The 19,725-nt window shown below is 39.1% G+C and carries 17 protein-coding genes and 4 tRNA genes; 8 read left to right on the top strand and 13 right to left on the bottom strand.

All coding sequences use genetic code 11. The features are described from left to right. Nucleotides 1-52 precede the first annotated feature (52 nt). Nucleotides 53-628 (top strand): xanthine phosphoribosyltransferase, encoded by a 576-nt coding sequence (locus AC1M83_RS13045; protein WP_035265221.1) that lies wholly within the window; start codon nucleotides 53-55, stop codon nucleotides 626-628. A 37-nt stretch (nucleotides 629-665) separates the two neighbouring features. Here AC1M83_RS13045 and AC1M83_RS13040 read toward each other — a convergent pair whose 3' ends face one another. From AC1M83_RS13040 to AC1M83_RS13030, 3 genes are all read right to left on the bottom strand, one after another. Continuing rightward, nucleotides 666-1,409: a MetQ/NlpA family ABC transporter substrate-binding protein gene (locus AC1M83_RS13040; protein ID WP_481590843.1), complete on the bottom strand. Its 744-nt coding sequence runs from the start codon at nucleotides 1,407-1,409 to the stop codon at nucleotides 666-668. A gap of 109 nt (nucleotides 1,410-1,518) precedes the next feature. Then, nucleotides 1,519-2,568: an isopenicillin N synthase family dioxygenase gene (locus AC1M83_RS13035; RefSeq protein WP_481590842.1), complete on the bottom strand. Its 1,050-nt coding sequence runs from the start codon at nucleotides 2,566-2,568 to the stop codon at nucleotides 1,519-1,521. Nucleotides 2,569-2,683: 115 nt separating this feature from the next. Next, nucleotides 2,684-3,664, bottom strand: coding sequence for an aliphatic sulfonate ABC transporter substrate-binding protein (locus AC1M83_RS13030; RefSeq protein ID WP_481590841.1), 981 nt, complete (start codon nucleotides 3,662-3,664; stop codon nucleotides 2,684-2,686). A 270-nt stretch (nucleotides 3,665-3,934) separates the two neighbouring features. Between AC1M83_RS13030 and AC1M83_RS13025 the strand changes: the two genes are divergently transcribed. Next, a complete protein-coding gene (locus tag AC1M83_RS13025; RefSeq protein ID WP_035265212.1) occupies nucleotides 3,935-4,309 on the top strand; it encodes a hypothetical protein in 375 nt (124 codons plus the stop codon). A 50-nt stretch (nucleotides 4,310-4,359) separates the two neighbouring features. Here the strand turns inward: AC1M83_RS13025 and wrbA are convergent, their stop codons facing one another. Further along, on the bottom strand, nucleotides 4,360-4,956 hold the full coding sequence (gene wrbA, locus AC1M83_RS13020; protein WP_481590840.1) for an NAD(P)H:quinone oxidoreductase: 597 nt from the start codon (nucleotides 4,954-4,956) through the stop codon (nucleotides 4,360-4,362). Between the two features lie 114 nt (nucleotides 4,957-5,070). Between wrbA and AC1M83_RS13015 the strand changes: the two genes are divergently transcribed. Then, nucleotides 5,071-6,315, top strand: coding sequence for a YihY family inner membrane protein (locus AC1M83_RS13015; protein WP_481590839.1), 1,245 nt, complete (start codon nucleotides 5,071-5,073; stop codon nucleotides 6,313-6,315). Between the two features lie 38 nt (nucleotides 6,316-6,353). On the opposite strand, the gene yddG is transcribed toward AC1M83_RS13015, so the two are convergent. Both yddG and AC1M83_RS13005 read right to left on the bottom strand, forming a co-directional pair. Next, complete coding sequence (gene yddG, locus AC1M83_RS13010; RefSeq protein WP_481590838.1) at nucleotides 6,354-7,241, bottom strand: aromatic amino acid DMT transporter YddG; 888 nt, start codon at nucleotides 7,239-7,241, stop codon at nucleotides 6,354-6,356. Further along, entirely contained in the window at nucleotides 7,238-8,179 is a 942-nt protein-coding gene (locus tag AC1M83_RS13005; protein WP_481590837.1) for a DMT family transporter, read from the bottom strand. The genes yddG and AC1M83_RS13005 overlap by 4 nt, the downstream gene beginning before the upstream one ends. Nucleotides 8,180-8,281: 102 nt before the next feature. Between AC1M83_RS13005 and AC1M83_RS13000 the strand changes: the two genes are divergently transcribed. After that, entirely contained in the window at nucleotides 8,282-9,085 is an 804-nt protein-coding gene (locus AC1M83_RS13000; protein WP_481590836.1) for an AraC family transcriptional regulator, read from the top strand. A gap of 51 nt (nucleotides 9,086-9,136) precedes the next feature. On the opposite strand, the gene AC1M83_RS12995 is transcribed toward AC1M83_RS13000, so the two are convergent. Together AC1M83_RS12995 and AC1M83_RS12990 are read right to left on the bottom strand one after the other, a co-directional pair. Further along, complete coding sequence (locus AC1M83_RS12995; protein WP_481590835.1) at nucleotides 9,137-9,775, bottom strand: fumarylacetoacetate hydrolase family protein; 639 nt, start codon at nucleotides 9,773-9,775, stop codon at nucleotides 9,137-9,139. 45 nt (nucleotides 9,776-9,820) lie between these two features. Next, nucleotides 9,821-10,324, bottom strand: coding sequence for a YcxB family protein (locus AC1M83_RS12990; protein ID WP_481590834.1), 504 nt, complete (start codon nucleotides 10,322-10,324; stop codon nucleotides 9,821-9,823). A gap of 171 nt (nucleotides 10,325-10,495) precedes the next feature. On the opposite strand from AC1M83_RS12990, the gene AC1M83_RS12985 reads away from it, so the two are divergent. After that, nucleotides 10,496-11,803 (top strand): SRPBCC family protein, encoded by a 1,308-nt coding sequence (locus AC1M83_RS12985; RefSeq protein ID WP_481590833.1) that lies wholly within the window; start codon nucleotides 10,496-10,498, stop codon nucleotides 11,801-11,803. A gap of 72 nt (nucleotides 11,804-11,875) precedes the next feature. Here AC1M83_RS12985 and AC1M83_RS12980 read toward each other — a convergent pair. The 4 genes from AC1M83_RS12980 to AC1M83_RS12965 all read right to left on the bottom strand — a co-directional run bounded on the left by AC1M83_RS12980 (nucleotide 11,876) and on the right by AC1M83_RS12965 (nucleotide 12,616). After that, a tRNA-Arg gene (locus tag AC1M83_RS12980) sits at nucleotides 11,876-11,952 on the bottom strand. A 360-nt stretch (nucleotides 11,953-12,312) separates the two neighbouring features. Further along, nucleotides 12,313-12,389 (bottom strand) — tRNA-Arg (locus AC1M83_RS12975). A gap of 43 nt (nucleotides 12,390-12,432) precedes the next feature. After that, nucleotides 12,433-12,509 (bottom strand) — tRNA-Arg (locus AC1M83_RS12970). A 16-nt stretch (nucleotides 12,510-12,525) separates the two neighbouring features. Then, nucleotides 12,526-12,616, bottom strand: a tRNA-Ser gene (locus AC1M83_RS12965). 262 nt (nucleotides 12,617-12,878) lie between these two features. Between AC1M83_RS12965 and rnr the strand changes: the two genes are divergently transcribed. The 3 genes from rnr to AC1M83_RS12950 all read left to right on the top strand — a co-directional run bounded on the left by rnr (nucleotide 12,879) and on the right by AC1M83_RS12950 (nucleotide 17,780). After that, complete coding sequence (gene rnr, locus AC1M83_RS12960; RefSeq protein WP_481590853.1) at nucleotides 12,879-15,317, top strand: ribonuclease R; 2,439 nt, start codon at nucleotides 12,879-12,881, stop codon at nucleotides 15,315-15,317. Nucleotides 15,318-15,490: 173 nt separating this feature from the next. Continuing rightward, nucleotides 15,491-17,530, top strand: a complete 2,040-nt coding sequence (locus tag AC1M83_RS12955; protein ID WP_481590832.1) for a M3 family metallopeptidase — start codon at nucleotides 15,491-15,493, stop codon at nucleotides 17,528-17,530. A gap of 40 nt (nucleotides 17,531-17,570) precedes the next feature. Beyond that, on the top strand, nucleotides 17,571-17,780 hold the full coding sequence (locus tag AC1M83_RS12950; RefSeq protein WP_481586819.1) for a YheV family putative zinc ribbon protein: 210 nt from the start codon (nucleotides 17,571-17,573) through the stop codon (nucleotides 17,778-17,780). A 92-nt stretch (nucleotides 17,781-17,872) separates the two neighbouring features. Here the strand turns inward: AC1M83_RS12950 and AC1M83_RS12945 are convergent, their stop codons facing one another. Next, a complete protein-coding gene (locus AC1M83_RS12945; protein ID WP_373683318.1) occupies nucleotides 17,873-19,258 on the bottom strand; it encodes a TRAP transporter large permease subunit in 1,386 nt (461 codons plus the stop codon). Nucleotides 19,259-19,725 lie beyond the last annotated feature (467 nt).

The raw sequence follows: 19,725 nt of genomic DNA, 5'->3' as shown, positions 1-19,725 counted from the left end.
TTTTTAAAATACGTCTTTGCTTAAAAAGGCACCTGCCCTAGAGGATTCTCCCGTGTACGCACTAGAACAGAAAATCTTAAACGAAGGTATCGTTCTATCTGATCAGGTTTTAAAAGTTGATTCTTTTCTAAACCACCAAATCGACCCAGTGATGATGCAACAAATTGGTCAAGAATTTGCTCGTCTATTCAAAGATGCAGGCATCACCAAAATCATAACAATTGAAGCTTCAGGTATCGCACCTGCTGTGATGGCTGGCTTGGAACTTGGTGTACCGGTAATTTTTGCACGTAAGTATCAATCTTTAACTTTAAAAGATGATTTATATCGTTCAAAAGTATTCTCATTTACAAAGCAAGTAGAAAGCACAATTGCTATTTCTAAGAAGCACATTGCAGCAACAGATAAGGTTCTTGTGATCGATGACTTTCTTGCGAATGGACAAGCAGCTTTAGGTTTAGCTGATTTGATTCACCAAGCTGAAGCTGAGGTTGTCGGGATTGGTATCGTGATTGAAAAGTCGTTCCAACCTGGCCGTGATCTTTTACTTGAAAAAGGTTACCGAGTTGAATCACTTGCTCGTGTTGAATCACTTGCAAATGGGACAGTGACTTTTGTTCAAGAATAATGTTTAACATTAAAAAAAAGCGCCTAACGGCGCTTTTTTATTTTAATGTGGCAGGATCAAGTTGAATACCCAATTTTGTACCACCAAAATGCTTTTGAATATAATCTTCAACGTAAGGCTGATGGTAAAGATTTGAAAGTTTTTGAAATTGTGGATCATTCAATCGATCTTTACGCACTGCAAGTATATTGACATTTTCTAAAGCTTTATCAGTAACCTCTTCTTTAAATATCGCATTTGTTATTACATTTAGTCCACTTTCTAGAGCAATAGTATTTCCAATTGCGGCTAAATCCACCTCAGACAATACACGTGGTAGTTGTGCACCTTTGACCAATTTAAATTGAAGTGATTTCGGATTTGACTGGATACTTTCAAGAGTTCCAGAAATCGTATTAAAATCTGGCTTAAGTTGAATCAACTGAGCACGTTCTAATAGTCTTAATGCACGTGCTGTATTCGCCACATCATTTGGAATTGCAATTAAGGCCCGATCAGGCAAAGCAGTTAGTGACTTGTAGTTTTGAGAATATAAACCCATAGGCTCTAAATAAGTGGTCGCCAAGACAGCAAGCTTCTGATGATTCAAGTCATTAAATTCTTTGAAATACGCCCAAGATTGAAATGCATTAACGTCAATCTCACCATCGAGCAAAGCTTGATTCAAAGCCACACCGTCATTAATTTCTTTCACCTCAATGTCAAATTTTGCTGTTTTCGCCTGATCAGAATCCGCGATATGTCTCCAAATATCAACATCCGATCCATGTGATCCGATCACACGATTGTTTGTTGTGTTTGCTTTGTTTTTTGAGGTTTAGGTTGAGCACTACATGCACTGATAATGAGAATTGCAAAAATAATAAATAAAAATTGGGCGTATTTTGACTTCATGATTTACTCGATATTGTTGTTGATTGTTTGAGTTGTTTAAATTGCGCTGGATAATATTTTTCTGTAACGTCTAGATGAGATCTAAGTCGACCTTTGATACAGTTTTCTCCCACATTTCTCAGTAAAGGATTCAGCGGATCTGTCTCTGGTCCTTGTGCAAGCGCTTTTAAATTATCTGCAAGATTTAAAAGCGGAATTTCACCAGCAAATAAATTTGGAGAAAGAAAATAAGCAACCGAGTACCGTTCTGCATTGGTTGGAGATATGACTCGATGTTGATTCGCAATCAAATATCCATTTGTGGCAAGCTCTAAAACCTCACCGATATTGACGACAAATGCGTATTCAACAAATGGTACTTCAATCCATTTGCCTTGACTTAAGACCTGAAGTCCTCCGATCTGGTCTTGTAAAAGTAAAGTTAAAATATTGGAGTCTTTATGAGGCCCTACACCCTGATGATTCATTTGATCAATTGGGGGATAATGAATCAGCTTGAGTAGTTCATGTGGACTGCCTGTAATCAATTGATCAAGTGCTGTGTCCTGCTGCCCCAATGAAAGCAACAAGGCTTTTAATAATTTAATTGCAACTTGTCTGAGATCTCGTTGCCATGCGGTGACTACGCGTTGAAACTCAGGCCAATTCGAAGGCCACTGATTTGGTCCCTGTAAACGTCTCCATGTCGGTCCAGTTTCAGGTTCTAATGCTGCTAGTTCAAAACCAATGTCTATTTGTTCTCTAAAATCAGGGTGCAGACGTGTAACTTCGGCATTTACTCGACTATACCCTCGAAAATGCGGGGAATGAATCATAGCGATTTCATCTTTTTGTTCTTGTGGCAGCGAAAAAAACTGTCGAGTAATACGCTGAATCTCCAAAATGTTTTCAGCTGAAATACCATGACCTGTCAAATAAAAAAAACCAATATCCTTGGCGATATGTGCAAGTCGTTGCAGAAAATCTGCTTGCGTTGATGATTGATCAAATTGACTTAAATTCAGAATAGGAAGTGCGGTTAAGCTTTGTTGTAATGGTTGATTCATGATGCACTCATCTTTCTAATACTTCATTGTATTAATGACTGAAAGATGAATGCTTTTGAAATCATTTAAATTGGATACTTATTCGTCTTTAAAAATATGATTCGCGTTCAATCACTTAGTCTTTCCCAGTCCACACATGATCTTTTAAAGACACGGCATTCGGAATGAGTTTGAGCTGATAAAATAAATCTGCAATTTTTTGTTGCGCCGTGACTGTATCTGTGTCGACCAGTTTGGCATAAGCAGGAATATTTCTTTTTTCTAAAACAAGTTTGGTAATATTTTCGTCCAAGCTTGTACTTTGCGCCAGAATTTTTGCGGCTTGATCTGGGTGTTGATTGATCCAATCATCTACTTGATTTAATGTTTGCACAATTTTTTGGGCTTCAACCCCATGTTGTTTTAAAAATTTTGGTGAAGACAAATAGAAGCTATAAGCCAATGGTAAAGCCTTTGAATCAATAAGAACACGTGTATCACCTTTAAGCGAAGCAGCACTTGCATAAGGATCCCAAATCGCCCAAGCATCGAGTGATTTTTTATCAATAGCAGCTCGTGCATCTGCAGGCGTTAACCAGACGGGTTGAATATCAGACCAACTCAATTGAGCTTGATCTAATATTTGTGAGAGAAAGTAATGCGCACTTGAACCTTGTGTAACACCAATACGCTTACCTTTTAGATCCTTTAAGCTTTGAATCGTGCTGTCTTTGGGTAACAGCAAGCTATGTGAGTTTTTAGATCCATTTTCATAAGCTAAATATTGAATTGGTTTACCTGCAGAAAGTGCGAAAATTACAGGTGTATCCCCTGTATACCCCACATCAATAGCACCGACATTTAATGCTTCTAGTGTTTGAGGACCTGCCGGGAATTCTTTCCATTGAATTTTCACACCAGGGAATGCCTGCTCAAAAGTTTTATTTTGTTTTGCAACGATGAATTTAAGCGCCGCTTTTTGATAGCCAATATTCAAGGTTGTTAACTTTTCTTTTGATTCATCTTGCCCCTTAAGCTCAGTAGGCTTTTCTTTTGAGCATGCAATAAGGCTAAAACTCAATGTCACAATGGTGCTTAGTACAAATAATTTTTTCATTGTCTTGGTAATTTTTTGATTGGAATAAAAAAATAAGCCAAACTTCGAAAAAAATTAAATCACTATTTGCGCTTAGTTATTCAGTTCAAGATCTAAGCCATCCTGCTCATAAAATATGGTTTTATCCTTAAAAATTAAATTAATCTATTTTCAAATCAATTTTTTATTTTATCTGCCATTACAGTTTTTCTACATTCGGCCATGTTGCAACTTTAAGCGCAATGCTAGAATCTTTTAAATAAATGGATGTATAGATTAGAGCAATCCTAAATGACTGAAAACTTAGAAATACACTGCCCAAAATGCGGTTCAACTGATATTGAAAAACGCAACCATGAACAATTACTGCAAAAAACAGGTGGTGTTCTTCTTTCCGCAGCGGGTACAACTGCGGGTACTGTGGGTGGTGCTGCATCAGGTGCTTCTATTGGTGCTTCCATTGGTGCTGTTGCGGGGCCTTTAGGTGTAATCATGGGTGGCACAATTGGCACTTTTGTTGGTGCAATCAGTGTGGGTGTGACTGGTGGCTTTTTAGGTCATCGTTTTGGAAAAAAAGCGGGAGAAATTGTCGATAAGAATGTTTTCCTCGATTACCAATGCAAAAAGTGCAAACACCGATTTGAACAGAAACATATTTCAAAATAAAAGTGAGCGAGAAGCTCACTTTTTTATGCCTGATAAAATAATCTTTAACATTATTTCTTTAACATTTGCAACGCCACTTCACCTAATCGTTTCCCTTGCTCGATACACAGTGATTTTTCATCTTGGCTTAGAGATTGATCGTGTCTAGGTCCACTGACATGTGTAGCACCATAGGGTGTCCCCCCTGATTTTGTATTCGATAAAGCTGGGTTGGCATTGGTTAAACCCAAAATCAACATTCCATGATGAAACAAAGGTGGCAACATGGTCAGTAATGTACTTTCCTGCCCGCCGTGCATAGACCCTGATGAACCAAACACACAAGCAGGTTTATTATGCAATGCACCATTGAGCCATAAACTCGTTGTTTGATCCCAAAAATATTTCATTTCTGATGCCATATTGCCAAATCGAGTTGGTGATCCTAATGCAAGTCCCGAACAATGTTGAAGATCATCCAAAGTCGCATAAATATCGCCCTCCTCTGGAATACTTGGTGCTGCTTTAGTCACTACTGTTGCCAACTGTGGAACTGTTCTAATTTTCGCAAGCATTCCAGTAGATTCAATTCCTTGAGCAATTAAATGTGCCATTTTCTTGGTTGAACCATATTTGCTGTAATACAAAACTAGAACATATGCTTGCATAAAAAGATCATCCAATGAAAAAAGAAAACTATACGGTATTTTTTTTAAAATTTGGTTAAGCTGTGCAACGAACGTACAGAATTTTAACTAAAAAATACTCGAGACTCATTATTTATGGCGGAAATCTTAAAAAAGTTACCTTTCTACAATAAAACATGGTTTCAGTTTATTTTGTTTGTACTACGACGCTTTGAAACTAACAATTGTCGTGAGCAAGCAGGCTCTTTAACTTACACTACACTTTTCGCTGTCGTGCCGATGTTGACCGTATTCTTGGTTATCATTTCATCGATTAAAGCATTAGAACCTGCTCGGCAACAATTACAACAATTGATCTACAGTAATTTTCTGCCTAAAACCAGTATCGCGTTTGACAAAGCATTGAATGCATTTACTGACAATTCGAGCAACTTAACCATTATTGGTGTGCTGTTTTTATTCTTTACCACAGTAATGATGCTCACTAGCATTGAGACAGCATTCAATCGTATTTGGCGTGTGACAGAAACGCGTAATGGCATTATTGGTTTTATGCGCTATTGGACCATCATTTCACTGGGACCAATCCTGCTGGGTTCGGCTTTTGTGATTTCATCGACTTTAGCGTCTATGAACATCCTAAGCAATAATTTTGCAGGTTATGAATTAAATGGGACGTTTATTTTGTGGGTCATCTCATTTGCACTCACCGCATTTGGTTTTTTTGCCTTGTATTGGACGATTCCAAACCGCTCTGTTCCAATAAAAGCAGCCATGATTGCTGCGATTTTTAGTGCTGTTACCTTCGAGTTACTGAAAAATTTATTCGGCTTCGTGATGACTAACTTTACCAGTTATCAGTTGGTTTACGGTGCTTTTGCAGCAGTTCCAATTTTCCTGTTGTGGATTTATCTCTCTTGGAACATCGTACTGCTTGGTGTTGAGATAAGTTATGCCCTCACAGCATTTCATACAGGTAAGACCGAAACGCGCCATCCAATTCTCATGCTTCTAGATATGCTTGAGTTATTCTATAAAAAACAAAAACAAGGTAAAACCGTAACCGATCTGGAGGCACTTGATATTTTAGGACGCGGTGAAATTGGCCGCTGGCCTAAATATGTCAATCTATTAGAACAGCAGAATATTATTAAACGTACTGATAATAATGAATATGTTTTGGTTAGAAATTTAGATCATCTGGATTTTTGGTCATTTTATAAATCATTGCCTTATACGCTACCTGATAAAAATGATATCGGACAAATCCATGAAGATGACATATGGATGAACCGTATTGGTCCTGCACTAATTGAAGCTGATGATTATCTGGCTGCAAAGCTCTCCGTACCGCTATCGACCATACTTGAAGAAAAATAAACTCTTGCAATAAGAAAAGACCTCTATAGGTCTTTTTCTTATTTCATAGATGGATTATATGGACGTGTAAATTGCCAACAAATAAGTGCACCTAAGGTCACTAAGACACAACCGATCCAAAAGCTCATTAGAGGTTGCACATCTAGAATCAGCATCGACATCAGACTTGAAAAAATGGGCATAAAATACGTTGCCAAAATTAAAATTTTGAGATGTCCATATTGCATGCTTTGGTTCCAATTGCTGTAAGCCAAGCCAATTAAGCTGCCAATGACTACAACCATCAGCCATGTCATCAAATTCAGCTCAATAAACGGTTCTCGCATCACAAAATGTACAGCCCACAATCCAACTGCAGTCATTAGAAAAAGAAATGGGACAGTATTATGACCTTCTGCATATTTCTTGGTAAATATACTGTACAAAGGCCATAGTACGGCGCCGATGAAAGCAAATGAATATGCTAATGGATTTTCAAGCACAGCCACAAATATCCGTTTCGGCTCGAGAATATCAGGATTAACAACCATCATTAACCCAAGAATGGCACATGCAAAGCCAGCAATCACCCAAATATTCGCGCTCAATTGCCGTGCAAGAATCGAAAATACAATCAGCAAAGGAGGCCAAAGATAATTAATCATTGCAATGATTAATACCTGTTCTCGATGCGTTGAAAGTGCAATCGAAATTAAAAACAGGATCTCATAGCCAACAAAAAGAGCACCACAGCCCCATAAGTATTTTTTAGGCATGAGTGAAAGCTTGGGAAAACCATTTTTCCATAACATGAACAATGCACTAAAACTATAGATCAGTGCCACCGCCTGTACCGGGCTTAATGATTCAGTTACAAGTTTCACCACCGCAACCAACGAGGCCCAAATTAAAATCGAGCTTAATCCCAGCCATGTATACTGATTCAATGGAATGCTCCAATTCTTGCGCTGATTCGATCAAAATAAATTCTCAAATAGCGGTGCAAAGATACAATCATAATCCCTGCAAGAACCATACTAGAACCGACCAAGAAACTCGTTTCGATCTCCTCATCTAACAGCCATACACCAAACAACATGCCGAACATGGGGGTCAAAAACGAAAACACACCTAAGCCATTTGCTAAATAAGTTCGTAACAACCAAAACCATAGCAGCAAACTTAAAAAAGACATGACAACCGCATGAAATGTTAAGCTCAGAAACGTCAGTTGTGACCAGCGTACATCTGCTTGTCCAGTCCAAAAAGCTAAGGGTAATAAAAAAATAAAGCCCCCAAGCAATTGATAAAATAATGTTTGAGTGGGCGGTGCCTCTGAAAGCGTTGAAAATTTTAAAGAAATCGTAGTCAATGCCCACATCATCCCCGCCATTAGAGCAAGAAAATCTCCCCATAAAATAAGGCTGAGTTGGCTCTGAGCTTGATCACGCACTAAAAAAGTATAAGCGATGCCAAGAAATGCGAAACAAATACCAAACCACTGCAGATTATTCAATTTTTCAGCTTTGACTTTCCAATGTAAGCCTAAAGCCACAAAAATAGGCGCGGTATAGAGCAGAACAACAGTGTGCGCAGCACTGGTGTACCTGAGTGCCTCAGCAACCAAATAAAATTCTGCAGAAAATAAAAAGGCTAACCAAATTCCAGGAACAACATAACGGTAATTGAACAGTTGTTGCACTCGTTGTCGATACAATAATGGAACGACAAGCAAGGTTGCCAAACCACAGCGCAATGCGATTTGCATCAGAGGACTAATATCAGTAGCTGCAAGTTTCAAGACAATTTGCTGTAAACCCCAGACTAAACACAATACGATCATTAAGCTTGACGCCTGAAGGTCAAGACCTCTTCGCTCACCCATGAGTGGCACTCTTCACACAAACAAGTCGTCACTATACTGCTGACTGAATTAGAATATATAATTCAAAATAGACAACAAATACATTTATTCAGGCAATTTAATATGCCAAAACGCCATCCACATGAATCATTCGTTCAGTTAGATAATTATGATCATATCCAAGAGAATCTTTGGCTAACATTCCGTAATGATCCAGCCCATTCGGAATATCCTAAACACGGTCATGCATGGGGCGAATTTATCTATGCATTTGATGGTGTAATGGAAGTTCATATTGATCAAAATCAATATTTAACACCTCCGCCCTACGGAATTTGGCTACCGCCGCATCTGCATCACAGCAGTATTAATCTCACAGCTGTTTCTCATGCCACCTTATACGTGCATGAAAGCCTGTGTGATGCACTGCCCAAACAATCAGGTATTTTACTAAGCTCCCCCTTAGTGACGGCGCTACTCAATGAACTCAGAAAAACTTATTTCAAATATGATCAACCCGAATATCAACGACTCTTAATGGTTTTGCTGGATCAATTAAAAAGTTCACCACTGCTCAAAAGCTACTTACCCCATTCTGATCATCCTGCATTACAAACGATATTTTCCTACATGCATGAGCATCTCAGTGATCAGCGTCCACTGAGAGATTATGCTCAAATGGTGAATATGAGTGAGCGCACTTTATCGCGCCTATGTGAAGCTGAAATTTCGATGTCGCTCAATGAATGGCGTCAACGCTTTAAAATTACACGAGCATTAAGCTTATTGTCTGAAAATAAAACCGTTGAACATATTGCTCTAGATTTGGGCTATGCCAACGCCTCAGCCTTTATCAATATGTTTAAACGCTGGATGCACATCACGCCCCAACAGTTTCGTAAAAACATCAATTCAGACAATCTCTAGCCATAAAAAAAGGATGAACCATCATCCTTTTTAATTGAGCTTGATGCATCATTAATGCACTTGCGTAGTCCACACAAAATCTTGTTTTAAGCCAGTCAAAGTCATTTTGAGCTGATCACCCGATTCTAATGGTCCCACACCTGCAGGCGTACCCGTCATGACAACATCACCAGACATTAAGCTAAAGTTTTGACTGATTTCTGCCAAAAGCGCTCCTAATTTAAAAATCAGTAACCCCGTATCACCATGTTGCCTAAGTTGATCATTAATTTCGAGCTTAAACTGGACTTGATCTAATGCTAGGACCTGATCAAGCGAAATCCAATCTGCCAAAATACAAGATCCATCAAATGCTTTCGCACGTTCCCAAGGTTGTCCTTTCTTTTTAAGCTGATCTTGTTGATCTCTTAAAGTCAAATCCAAACCAAGAGTGACTGCACCTACTGCTGCTAATGCCTCTTGAGGATCCGTAACGTTTTTGAGCGGTCGATCTATTCGCAATGAAAGTTCACATTCATGATGACACTGTCCCAATGCACGATTCCAATCAATCCCTTCTGCTAAGGACACCAAGCTACTCGGCGGCTTGATAAATAAGACAGGTTGATCAGGAATCGCATTACCTAATTCTTGAGCATGCGCAGCATAACTGCGACCGACACATACAATTTTTGATGGAACTGCACTCATGAAAACCTCTCTTATTTATAATTTGAGTAACGAGCTCATCAAAACTTAACGTTTTTGGAATGTATTTTCAAACAGTGTTCTATCTACATCAGACTCAAATGCACGTTTTGGAATAATGACCACTGTATGATTTTTGAGTTCAAGCATATAGGTCAATTTACCCACTACAAATTTTTGTACTTCACTGTAGGCAAATGCTTGTTTAGGACGACCACTTGAAAAAAGCTCGGCAGAGTTTTGAAACAAATCGATACCTTGCTCAGTCTTACCAAATTGATATTTTTCAAACTGACGCTTGAACATCATAGGTAAGAACCAGTAACGCATAACGATTTGTAAAAAGATAAAGAACGTGCCTAAAGCCACGTAATAGCGCCCTACACCCTCTAATCCAAGATAAAGCCCCCAAATCACGATCGCAATACTGACAAGTGGCGTAAAAAAACGCGTAAATTGTTTTTTGCCAAAAGTAGCTAATGCAAAACCATCCTGAGACTCTTGTAAATTTAAGAAGTAACGGACAGATAAAACTGGTTGAGTATCAGACATAGGGGATTCAACAATCGATTTTCTTAAGCAAAGATATTACACCACTTTACCTGAAATCGAATTGTCGTTTTAATGAATACTGTTGATTACATCATCGCACTATTGATGAAAGCATCACACGATTTACAATGACACAAAATAAAAAGTCTAAATTCATAGTTCAGGATGAAAATGAAATACTTTAACTATCGAGCATTGTGCTTAAGCCTTATTTTTGTACCTAGCTTGTCGTACAGTGCGATTATTGAATGGAAAGAAAATATACCCAGTGCGTTAAAACCATTTCAAAATAATAGTACCGAACTCGCCAGCATCGCAAAAGATCAGATTCTCATCTATGCGCACACAAATACCCAAACATCTATTCCGACACGCAAAAAACAACCCAATCCAAATGTGAAGTTCACATCATCTGCCATCGTATTGCCTGTTAATGAAGAAAAGGTCGCCAAAACGCTTTCACAGTTTGAAAATTTTGTTGGTTTATTCCCAACATTGAAGTCAGCTAAAATATTAAATCAAGAAAAAAATATCACTCAGGTTCAATATAAAATTTCCATTCCAACACCAATACCAGTGCTCAACTTTAATGAGACCATAGTGTTTCAGCATCATATTGAAGCCAATAGTATTTCGAGCTTGATTGTGGATGCACCTGTTCCTTATGGTCTAGGCAAATTTGAATGGTTCAAATTGGATCAGAATCATACCCTTCTAACCCTAACGCAATGGGGAGATTTAAACCAACCTAAAGGTTTTCTATTTAGCAAAGTTCTGAATGCAGTGCCTGAAGCAAAAATGGGAATTCCAAGTGGTACACATGCATTTTTACTTGAATCAATTCGAAAAAAATTAACAGCGCCTTCTTCGAGTGCGCTCAAACCAGGGCAATTTCCATCCGACCAATTAACGACAAGTCAATTAGCCAAAATCGCACAAATCAGTCGTATCACCGAACACCCTGTAAGTTTTGTCCATACACCGACAACTGTGCCTTATCAACACGGTGCCGAATCAATGCGTTTTGTGACGACGTATCAGTATTATTCACAACCAGTGCAACAATTACAAAAATGGACACAGCCTGTACATTATAAAAAGCTGTTTCCCCGCCAACTCAAATCTATTGATATCGAAACCCTAAAAGACCAAACGCAGTTGGCAGATTTTAAAGTTGAACTCGGGTTAGGAGTTATTCAAATTCCATTCCGATTTAAACTGAATTTTAGCTTTCCTCAGTCGAATCAGAATAGTTTTTATGCTCAAGGCGGTGATCTGAAATACATTAAAGGAAAAATGCAATTTGATAAGTTTCAACAAGGTACTTTATTGAAAATGACGAATGCAGGAAAAATAGATGCAAAAGCACCTTTCCTGATTCGTGCAGCACGGAGCTTGCCTTATCATGATGTGCTCCCTACAGTTGGGGCGAATGTCGTCTTTGCATTGAAAGTCAAAAACGAAGAGCAGAAGAAATAAGAAAAAATAGACACAAAAAAACCGCAATTAAGCGGTTTCTTCTCTTTTTTTACATCTTAGAGATGTTCAAGTTGGTGCGCTCAGAGAGATTCGAACTCCCGACCCCTTAGTTCGTAGCCAAGTGCTCTATCCAGCTGAGCTATGAGCGCGACGTCTTGATGGAGTGCATTATATATGAATATTATTATTTGTTAAGTACTTTTTAATAAAATTTAAATCAAGCGAACAGTATTTATACGAAAATGTAAATTATGCCTAAATAATCAACAATTTAAGAGATAGTCAACAAGATCAATCCAAATTCCAAACAATCATGAGTTGGATTGAGGATGTTTTTATAAGAGCTAATATCTATTAATTAAAAATAATATGTGTAGAAATTTTAAAATTTATTTCTTTCTTAGGTAGCTAGTGAATATGATGATTCATAGCATCACTTCATTCTAGACACAAAAAAACCGCAATTAAGCGGTTTCTTCTCTTTTTTTACATCTTAGAGATGTTCAAGTTGGTGCGCTCAGAGAGATTCGAACTCCCGACCCCTTAGTTCGTAGCCAAGTGCTCTATCCAGCTGAGCTATGAGCGCGTACTTGAGTGTCTTACGACTTCGTTACATCGATTAACTTGATTGGTGCGCTCAGAGAGATTCGAACTCCCGACCCCTTAGTTCGTAGCCAAGTGCTCTATCCAGCTGAGCTATGAGCGCATTTCAAGTTTATCGTTGGCGGTGAGAGAGGGATTCGAACCCTCGATACCAGTAATAGGTATGCTTCCTTAGCAGGGAAGTGATTTCAGCCACTCATCCACCTCACCGTAACGAGACGCCATAATACAAACTTCGTCCCTACTCTTCAAGTGAGAATTTAAAAAATTCTATGTTTTTTGTTCAATCATATATTTTTTAAACAATTTTCAGGTTTTTTACCTTTAATCTGCATTAATTTCACTTTAATACTGTCTATTCTGCATCTCTTTTATAATTTATGAACTAAAAACACTTTATTGCAATCATTTACGTGCAGTATTTCTCATCATGTCTTATGCTAAACTTATCTTCTGATATGAAGCCAAAGACATTATGAAAAATTGGGTCGACCCTGAAGCCAAAGCGGAAGCTGAACGTTACGATAATCCTATTCCAAGCCGTGTTCTGATTCTAGAAACGATTGAGAATAAGAAAAAAGCATTGTCTCATGCAGACCTTGTGGAACACTTCGAAATTGCGGATCAAAAAAGTATTGAAGCGCTTAGTCACCGTTTAAGTGCGATGGTTCGTGATGGTCAATTGACGAAAGAAGGTTATAAGTTCCAGCTTATGGCAGATCAACCTGTTCATGATGCGACCATCTATATCAATAGCAAAGGTTTAGGGGTTGCGAGTATAGATGGTAAGAAAGAAGAATATTTGTTACCTGAGCGTGAATTACGTCAAGTCTTCCATGGTGACCGAGTTAAAGTTCAACAGACCTCTGTTGACCGTAAAGGTAAACCATGGGGTTTCATTACTGAAATTACCCAACGACGCGTCAAACAAATCATTGGGAAACTCGCAGAATATGAAGGTGAATACTTCATTCAACCAGCAAATCCAAATGCGCATCAACCGATTACCTTAGAAAAAGAACTCATTGCGCATGCGAAAGCTAAAGTTGGTGATTCTCTTCGAGTTGAAATTGATGATTTTCCAAATCGTGAAGAGTTTGCTACAGGCCATATTATTCAATCTATGGCCGACAAATCTGATACTGAAATTATTATTCCTCAAACCATTTTAGAATATGGTTTACCTTACGAATTTCCAGAAGCAGTAGTTCAAGAAGCTGAAAGTTTTAAAGAACCGACAGCACGAGATCGTCAAGGACGCATTGATTTAAGAGATTTACCCTTAGTCACAATTGACGGTGAAGATGCGCGTGACTTCGACGATGCTGTCTATGCAGAAAAACGTCCTGGTGGCGGCTATCGTGTCGTGGTCGCGATTGCAGATGTCAGTCATTATGTTCGTATTGGTAAACCTTTAGATGATGAAGCACAAGAACGCGGTACGTCTGTGTACTTCCCTCACTTTGTATTACCGATGTTGCCTGAAGCACTTTCAAATGGCTTATGCTCACTCAATCCAAATGTCGATCGTCTATGTATGGTCTGTGATTTGAATCTAAGTCGCGCAGGTAAAGTCACAAAATTTGAATTCTATCCGTCGGTGATGCACTCTAAAGCACGACTCACCTATGACCAAGTTGCAAAATATTTTGAAGGTGATAGTCAAGCTGTACCTGAAGATCGTACAGTGCGTAAATCACTGAATACATTATTCCAACTTTACCAAGTATTAAAAGGTTTACGTGCAGAACGCCATGCAATGGAATTTGAAACCGTTGAAACGTACATGACCTTTGATGAACTTGGTGGAATTAAAGAAATTCTACCAAGATCACGTAACGATGCTCATAAACTCATTGAAGAATGTATGTTGTTAGCCAATGTCGCTGCTGCTGAATTTGCTTTAAAACATGAAATTCCAATGTTGTATCGTGTGCATGAGCCACCTGAATTCTCACGCATTCAAAAAGTTCGCGACTTTGTTAAGTTATTAGGTTTGAAATTCCCTGATCAACCTACACAAGCGGACTATCAAGCGGTCATTGAAGCCACTAAAGACCGTATTGATGCGCCAAGTATTCATGCTGTGCTTCTTCGCTCCATGATGCAAGCTTATTATGGGCCAAATAACGCTGGTCACTATGGTTTGGCGTATGAGGCATACACTCATTTCACCTCTCCAATTCGTCGTTATCCAGATTTATTATTACATCGTGCTATCAAAGCACACCTCAAAAATAAACCTGCACCAGTCTCAGGTGGCGCACTAGAAGAAGCCGGTAATCATTTCTCGGCAACAGAACGTCGAGCTGATGAAGCTTCTCGCTCAGTGACCACTTGGTTAAAATGCCATTATATGCAACAGCATCTTGGTGAAGAGTTTGTTGGCGTCATTAGTGCTACGGCTGAGTTTGGTCTATTTGTCACTTTAAAAGATTTATATGTCGATGGTATGGTCCATGTAAGCCAGCTTGGCGATGACTTCTTTGTCTTCGATCAAGCGAGTCAAAGTTTAGTTGGGCAAAATCGTGGTCAGACCTTCGGTTTGGGTGATGAAGTACGCATCAAGGTTGCAGGTGTCAATTTAGAAGAACGTAAGATTGATTTTGAATTGATTCAACAACTCAGCCATGCAGGTCGCGCTATTCGTAGTCGAGCACCACGTGTCGTGAAGGAAAAACCGGTCACCAAGCAAGAAGCGTTAAATCGCATGTTGAATGAGCCTATCGAACTCCTAAAAGATAAAGATGAAAGCGGTGAACGCCCTGTTCGTAAGAAAAAGTCCAAGGCAAAACCAAGCTCTTATACTAAAAAATCAGACAAAAAATCTGATGGAAAAGTAAAAGACAAAGCGAAAAAGAAAGCTAAAGTAAAAAAGAAAAAGTCGAATGCGAAAGCTAAATTAGACTAAATCTTTAAAGAGCGCTACGGCGCTCTTTTTTTTTAAGCTTTATTTTTTTAATTTATAATCAGGTGCACCGATTCTTTATTTAGCACTTACGTAAATAATTGAATGTATCACTTGATTTAAAGTCCATAAACCCCTACATCTAAATGAAGTAAATGAATCAATTAGGTCCTTGAATGACTTTAGAAAAGGCAACTTTGCCTGTACCCGATTTTTCTCAAATTACACTTGATCAACTTAAAGCACAGATTGAACAAGCGATTCAAAATGGTCAACACTTTATAAACCAACTCGAGAAAGTCCCAGACACGGTACAATTACAATTAAATGTGCTCGATCAAATCGATCAATTAGAAAACCAAATGAGCGAATCTTGGGGTATTTTGTCTCACTTAAATGCTGTGATGAACAATCCTGAAACCCGCGAGATTTATCAGTCTCTTTTACCTAGCTTAAGTGAATACTACACACAATTAGGGCAACATACTGCGCTCTATCAAACCTACCAATATGTGCATGATGCACCTATTTTTTCGGATTTACCAGAAGCTCAACAGAGTGCGATTAAACTTGCACTTAGAGACTTTAAACTCTCAGGCGTGGCTCTAGAAGGCGAAGCAAAAAAACGCTACGCAGAAATATCAGCTCGTTTATCGCAGCTTTCTTCAGATTTTTCTAACCACGTTCTTGATGCCACACAATCATATTTCAAACCATTAACTGAAGATGAACTTGCTGGTTTACCTGCGAGCAGTATCGAACTGCTAAAGCAATACGGTCAACAACGTGAACTCGATCAAGCCGTGGCGACATTGGATTTCCCTTCTTATCTTGCGATCATGACTTACGCAGATAATCGAGAGCTTCGCGAAGCCTTATATAAAGCATATACCACGCGAGCGTCGGATCAGTCAGATCACCCTGAATATGACAATACTGCGGTGATGGAAGAAATTCTCAAATTGCGCCAAGAAATGGCTCAACTTTTAGGTTTTGATCATTATGCAGCATATTCACTGGCAAGTAAGATGGCTCCAAGTGTTGAAGCTGTAGATCAATTCCTGATTGAGTTGGCAGAACATGCTCGTAAACCTGCCCTACAAGAAATTGAGGCATTAAAAGCAATTGCTCAATCTCATGGTGTAGATGAACTACAACCTTGGGACACGACGTATTTCTCGGAAAAACTCAAAGTTCAACAGTTTAATCTGTCTCAGGAAGCACTTAAGCCATACTTCCCTACCCCTGTCGTCGTTCAAGGTTTATTTAAAATTGTGGAGCGTTTATATGGTATTCAAGTCATTGAACGTGAAGCACCTGTATGGCATCCAGATGCACGATATTATGAGCTTGAAGATCAAGGCAGTGTCATAGGTGGATTCTATTTTGACTTGTACGCTAGAAGTGGGAAACGTGGTGGAGCATGGATGAGCGGATTCCGCTCACGTATGCAAACCAACAATGGCATGCAGAAACCGATTTGTTACATGGTCGGTAATTTTACACCACCAATTGGTCAACAGCCTGCGCTTTTAACACATGATGAAGTCGTTACTCTTTTCCATGAGTTTGGACATGGTCTGCATCATATGCTCACAGAAGTAGATCATATCTCTGTAGCAGGCACACATGGTGTCGCTTGGGATGCCGTCGAGCTGCCAAGTCAGTTTATGGAATTCTGGACTTGGGATAATGAAAGCTTGGCTTTAATCAGCCAACACATTGAGACCAAAACACCCTTACCTGAAGAACTCCTTAAGTCGCTTTTGGATGCGAGATTTTTCCAATCAGGCACGCAAACCCTTCGTCAACTTGAGTTTGCCATGTTTGATTTGAATATACATAAACAATCTCCTGCTTTAGATGCAACAGGTATTCAACAATCCTTAAACGAAATTCGTGAACAATATGCTGTTCTCCCTACAGCACCATACAACCGATTCCAAAATAGTTTTAGCCATATTTTCGCAGGGGGTTATGCCGCAGGCTACTACTCTTACAAATGGGCTGAAGTTTTAGCAAGTGATGCATTCGATCGCTTTGAACAAGAAGGGATCTTCAACCAAGAGACTGGACTTGCTTTCCGCAAGGCAGTGCTGGCTGTAGGCGGTAAAGATACAGCGCTTGATGCCTTTGTTAAATTTAGAGGTCGTGAGCCTAAAATTGATGCATTATTACGCCATCAAGGTTGGACGAATGACACTAAAACTGCTTAAACTACGCTACTAATTTTTGAAGGTGAGAGTCATTATGTCGATCAAACGTCGTTTCATTGCAGGTGCAAAATGTCCGAAATGTGAAGCTATGGATCGTATTGTCATGCTCACTTCAGGTGATTCAGAATGGATCGAATGTATTGAATGCAACTATTCTGAAAATCGTCCGACACATATTGACGAACCTCAAATGCCTGAGGTTGCAGACGAAATTGGTGTTATTCAATTTAAACCTAGTCCAAGAAATTAAGATGCTTAAAGTCAATAAAGCCAGCTCTATAGAGCTGGCTTTATTGTAAATTCATTAAAAAATAAGCACCCGAAGGTGCTTATTTTATTTAATTATTGATACCAACCAAATAACTTAAAGATATAAGGTACATAGGCGATAATTAACATAGCTGGAATCATCACAATCAGAGGAAGAATCCAACGTTCGTATTTGTAGTAGAACGTTTTATCTTTCACTTCTGCATCGGCAGCAGCCACCTCTTCATCACCAATCGACTGCCTTGCGAGCAAGTGATTGAGTGCAACTGGAGGTGATACATAACCCAATTCGAAACCAATTAAAGCAATCATCCAGAAGTGAACAGGATCTATACCATAAGCGTAGGCGACAGGAGCAACTGTTGCTGAAATTAAGATGACAGCACCAAACGGATCCATAATCATACCGACAAATACCATGAGACATACGATCAAGGTAATCACGATATAGATATTTTCAATATCCGTTGGGAAGTGTTCCATCAACTCGATACGCTCTAAGTATCCACCAACGCTGACAGACAATGCCATTAAGATCACAAGCGCCCCGATATGTCCGACTGTTTCACTTGCAGATACATGAATTGACTTCCAGAAACTCACTTTACGCGCAGGATTGTCTGGACTATCTTGCGCTGCAATTTCAGATGCTGACACTCGCGCCTTAGCTGCTTCTTGTTCAACCGAAGTATGGCTTAATGTCGTATCCCAATGTCCTACTGGTGCGAGTGGTGCTGGTTCATGACGTAATTTTTCATAAAGCACCATGACAAGTAAGATGATTGGCATCATGACTGGTGCAGTGAACTCATTCAAATTGGTATTTAATGCATACTTGTAGAATGACCACACGATCAGGAACACGATCACATAAGGAACTACTGCCACTAATGCCTTAGCGGAATTCGGGAATGCAACTGATGGCGCTGCAATACGGAATTTTTGCTCAGCAAAGAACAGTGAAATTAATAGGAACAGTGTCGAAGTGATGAGGAAAACACCGATACCATATTGGTATAATAAATCAGTTGTTACTTCTTTGTTCAGTGATGCAACAACAACAATCAATAGACATGGACGGAGTACCACACCAAGCGAACCCGACATCGCTGCTGTAGCCAAAGCGAATTGACGGCGTCCGCCCGCATTCCAAACTTCTTTATAAATGATCGCACCTGCAGCGATTACAAAAATACCTGATGCACCTGTATAAGCTGTAGGTAATGCAGCAGCAAGTAAGATTAACCAGGTAAGCGTTTCAGGCGCTAGATTCCATGGACGTAAAATATTTAGGAATTTATCAACAATTAATGTCTGCTTTAACAGCATACCTGCCCAAATGAACAGTGATAAATTAAGGAAAATGGTAGAGAACTCAACCAGCTGCCCTAAATAAATCCCTTGACCCATTGGATAGTCCATCACAAAGGTAAAGTTAAATCCTGTTGTGATCGCCATATAGGCATAAAGTGGGACTGACAATAATGCCATGCCAATCGTACCACCTGGCTTCGCATTTTCTGGTACACGGAACAATTGGTACAAACTAATTAATGTCAGTGTACTGAACAAGATTATCCATAACCAATAGATGATTGTCATCTCACTGGTTGGCGGAACACCAGAGTTCAATACAGATCTATACTGACTGATCGCTGAACTGGTTAAGAAACTGTTCGCAAGTATCATTGCGACAGCGTAAACCCGATAATCTAAAACAGAACTTGGACCGCGTAGACCAATGTGGTGGATTTTAAGTGTTGCAGTGATCGCTGCAAGTACCACCATGATAATCAATAGAACTGCCTTATTTTCCGTACCAAATTGGAAAATACCAAAGAAAGTTGTTTCCATGGTTCGGTAAGTTCGTATTGAAGGATTATCTTCTAAATACTGAATTGACTTATCATAGAAGGCATATTTTT

The organism is Acinetobacter sp. 25-47-130 (genome assembly GCF_056779705.1).
This window is presented reverse-complemented; position numbering and strand designations above follow the sequence as displayed.

Bases quoted from the DNA above. Each gene is read 5' to 3' on its own strand.
- AC1M83_RS12945 (WP_373683318.1), bottom strand. From the start codon at position 19,258: ATGGCGATCACAACAGGATTTAACTTTACCTTTGTGATGGACTATCCA.
- AC1M83_RS13030 (WP_481590841.1), bottom strand. From the start codon at position 3,664: ATGAAAAAATTATTTGTACTAAGCACCATTGTGACATTGAGTTTTAGC.
- AC1M83_RS13005 (WP_481590837.1), bottom strand. From the start codon at position 8,179: ATGGGTGAGCGAAGAGGTCTTGACCTTCAGGCGTCAAGCTTAATGATC.
- AC1M83_RS13000 (WP_481590836.1), top strand. From the start codon at position 8,282: ATGCCAAAACGCCATCCACATGAATCATTCGTTCAGTTAGATAATTAT.
- AC1M83_RS13035 (WP_481590842.1), bottom strand. From the start codon at position 2,568: ATGAATCAACCATTACAACAAAGCTTAACCGCACTTCCTATTCTGAAT.
- wrbA (WP_481590840.1), bottom strand. From the start codon at position 4,956: ATGCAAGCATATGTTCTAGTTTTGTATTACAGCAAATATGGTTCAACC.
- AC1M83_RS13015 (WP_481590839.1), top strand. From the start codon at position 5,071: ATGGCGGAAATCTTAAAAAAGTTACCTTTCTACAATAAAACATGGTTT.
- AC1M83_RS13025 (WP_035265212.1), top strand. From the start codon at position 3,935: ATGACTGAAAACTTAGAAATACACTGCCCAAAATGCGGTTCAACTGAT.
- AC1M83_RS12955 (WP_481590832.1), top strand. From the start codon at position 15,491: ATGACTTTAGAAAAGGCAACTTTGCCTGTACCCGATTTTTCTCAAATT.
- AC1M83_RS12985 (WP_481590833.1), top strand. From the start codon at position 10,496: ATGAAATACTTTAACTATCGAGCATTGTGCTTAAGCCTTATTTTTGTA.
- AC1M83_RS12990 (WP_481590834.1), bottom strand. From the start codon at position 10,324: ATGTCTGATACTCAACCAGTTTTATCTGTCCGTTACTTCTTAAATTTA.
- AC1M83_RS12995 (WP_481590835.1), bottom strand. From the start codon at position 9,775: ATGAGTGCAGTTCCATCAAAAATTGTATGTGTCGGTCGCAGTTATGCT.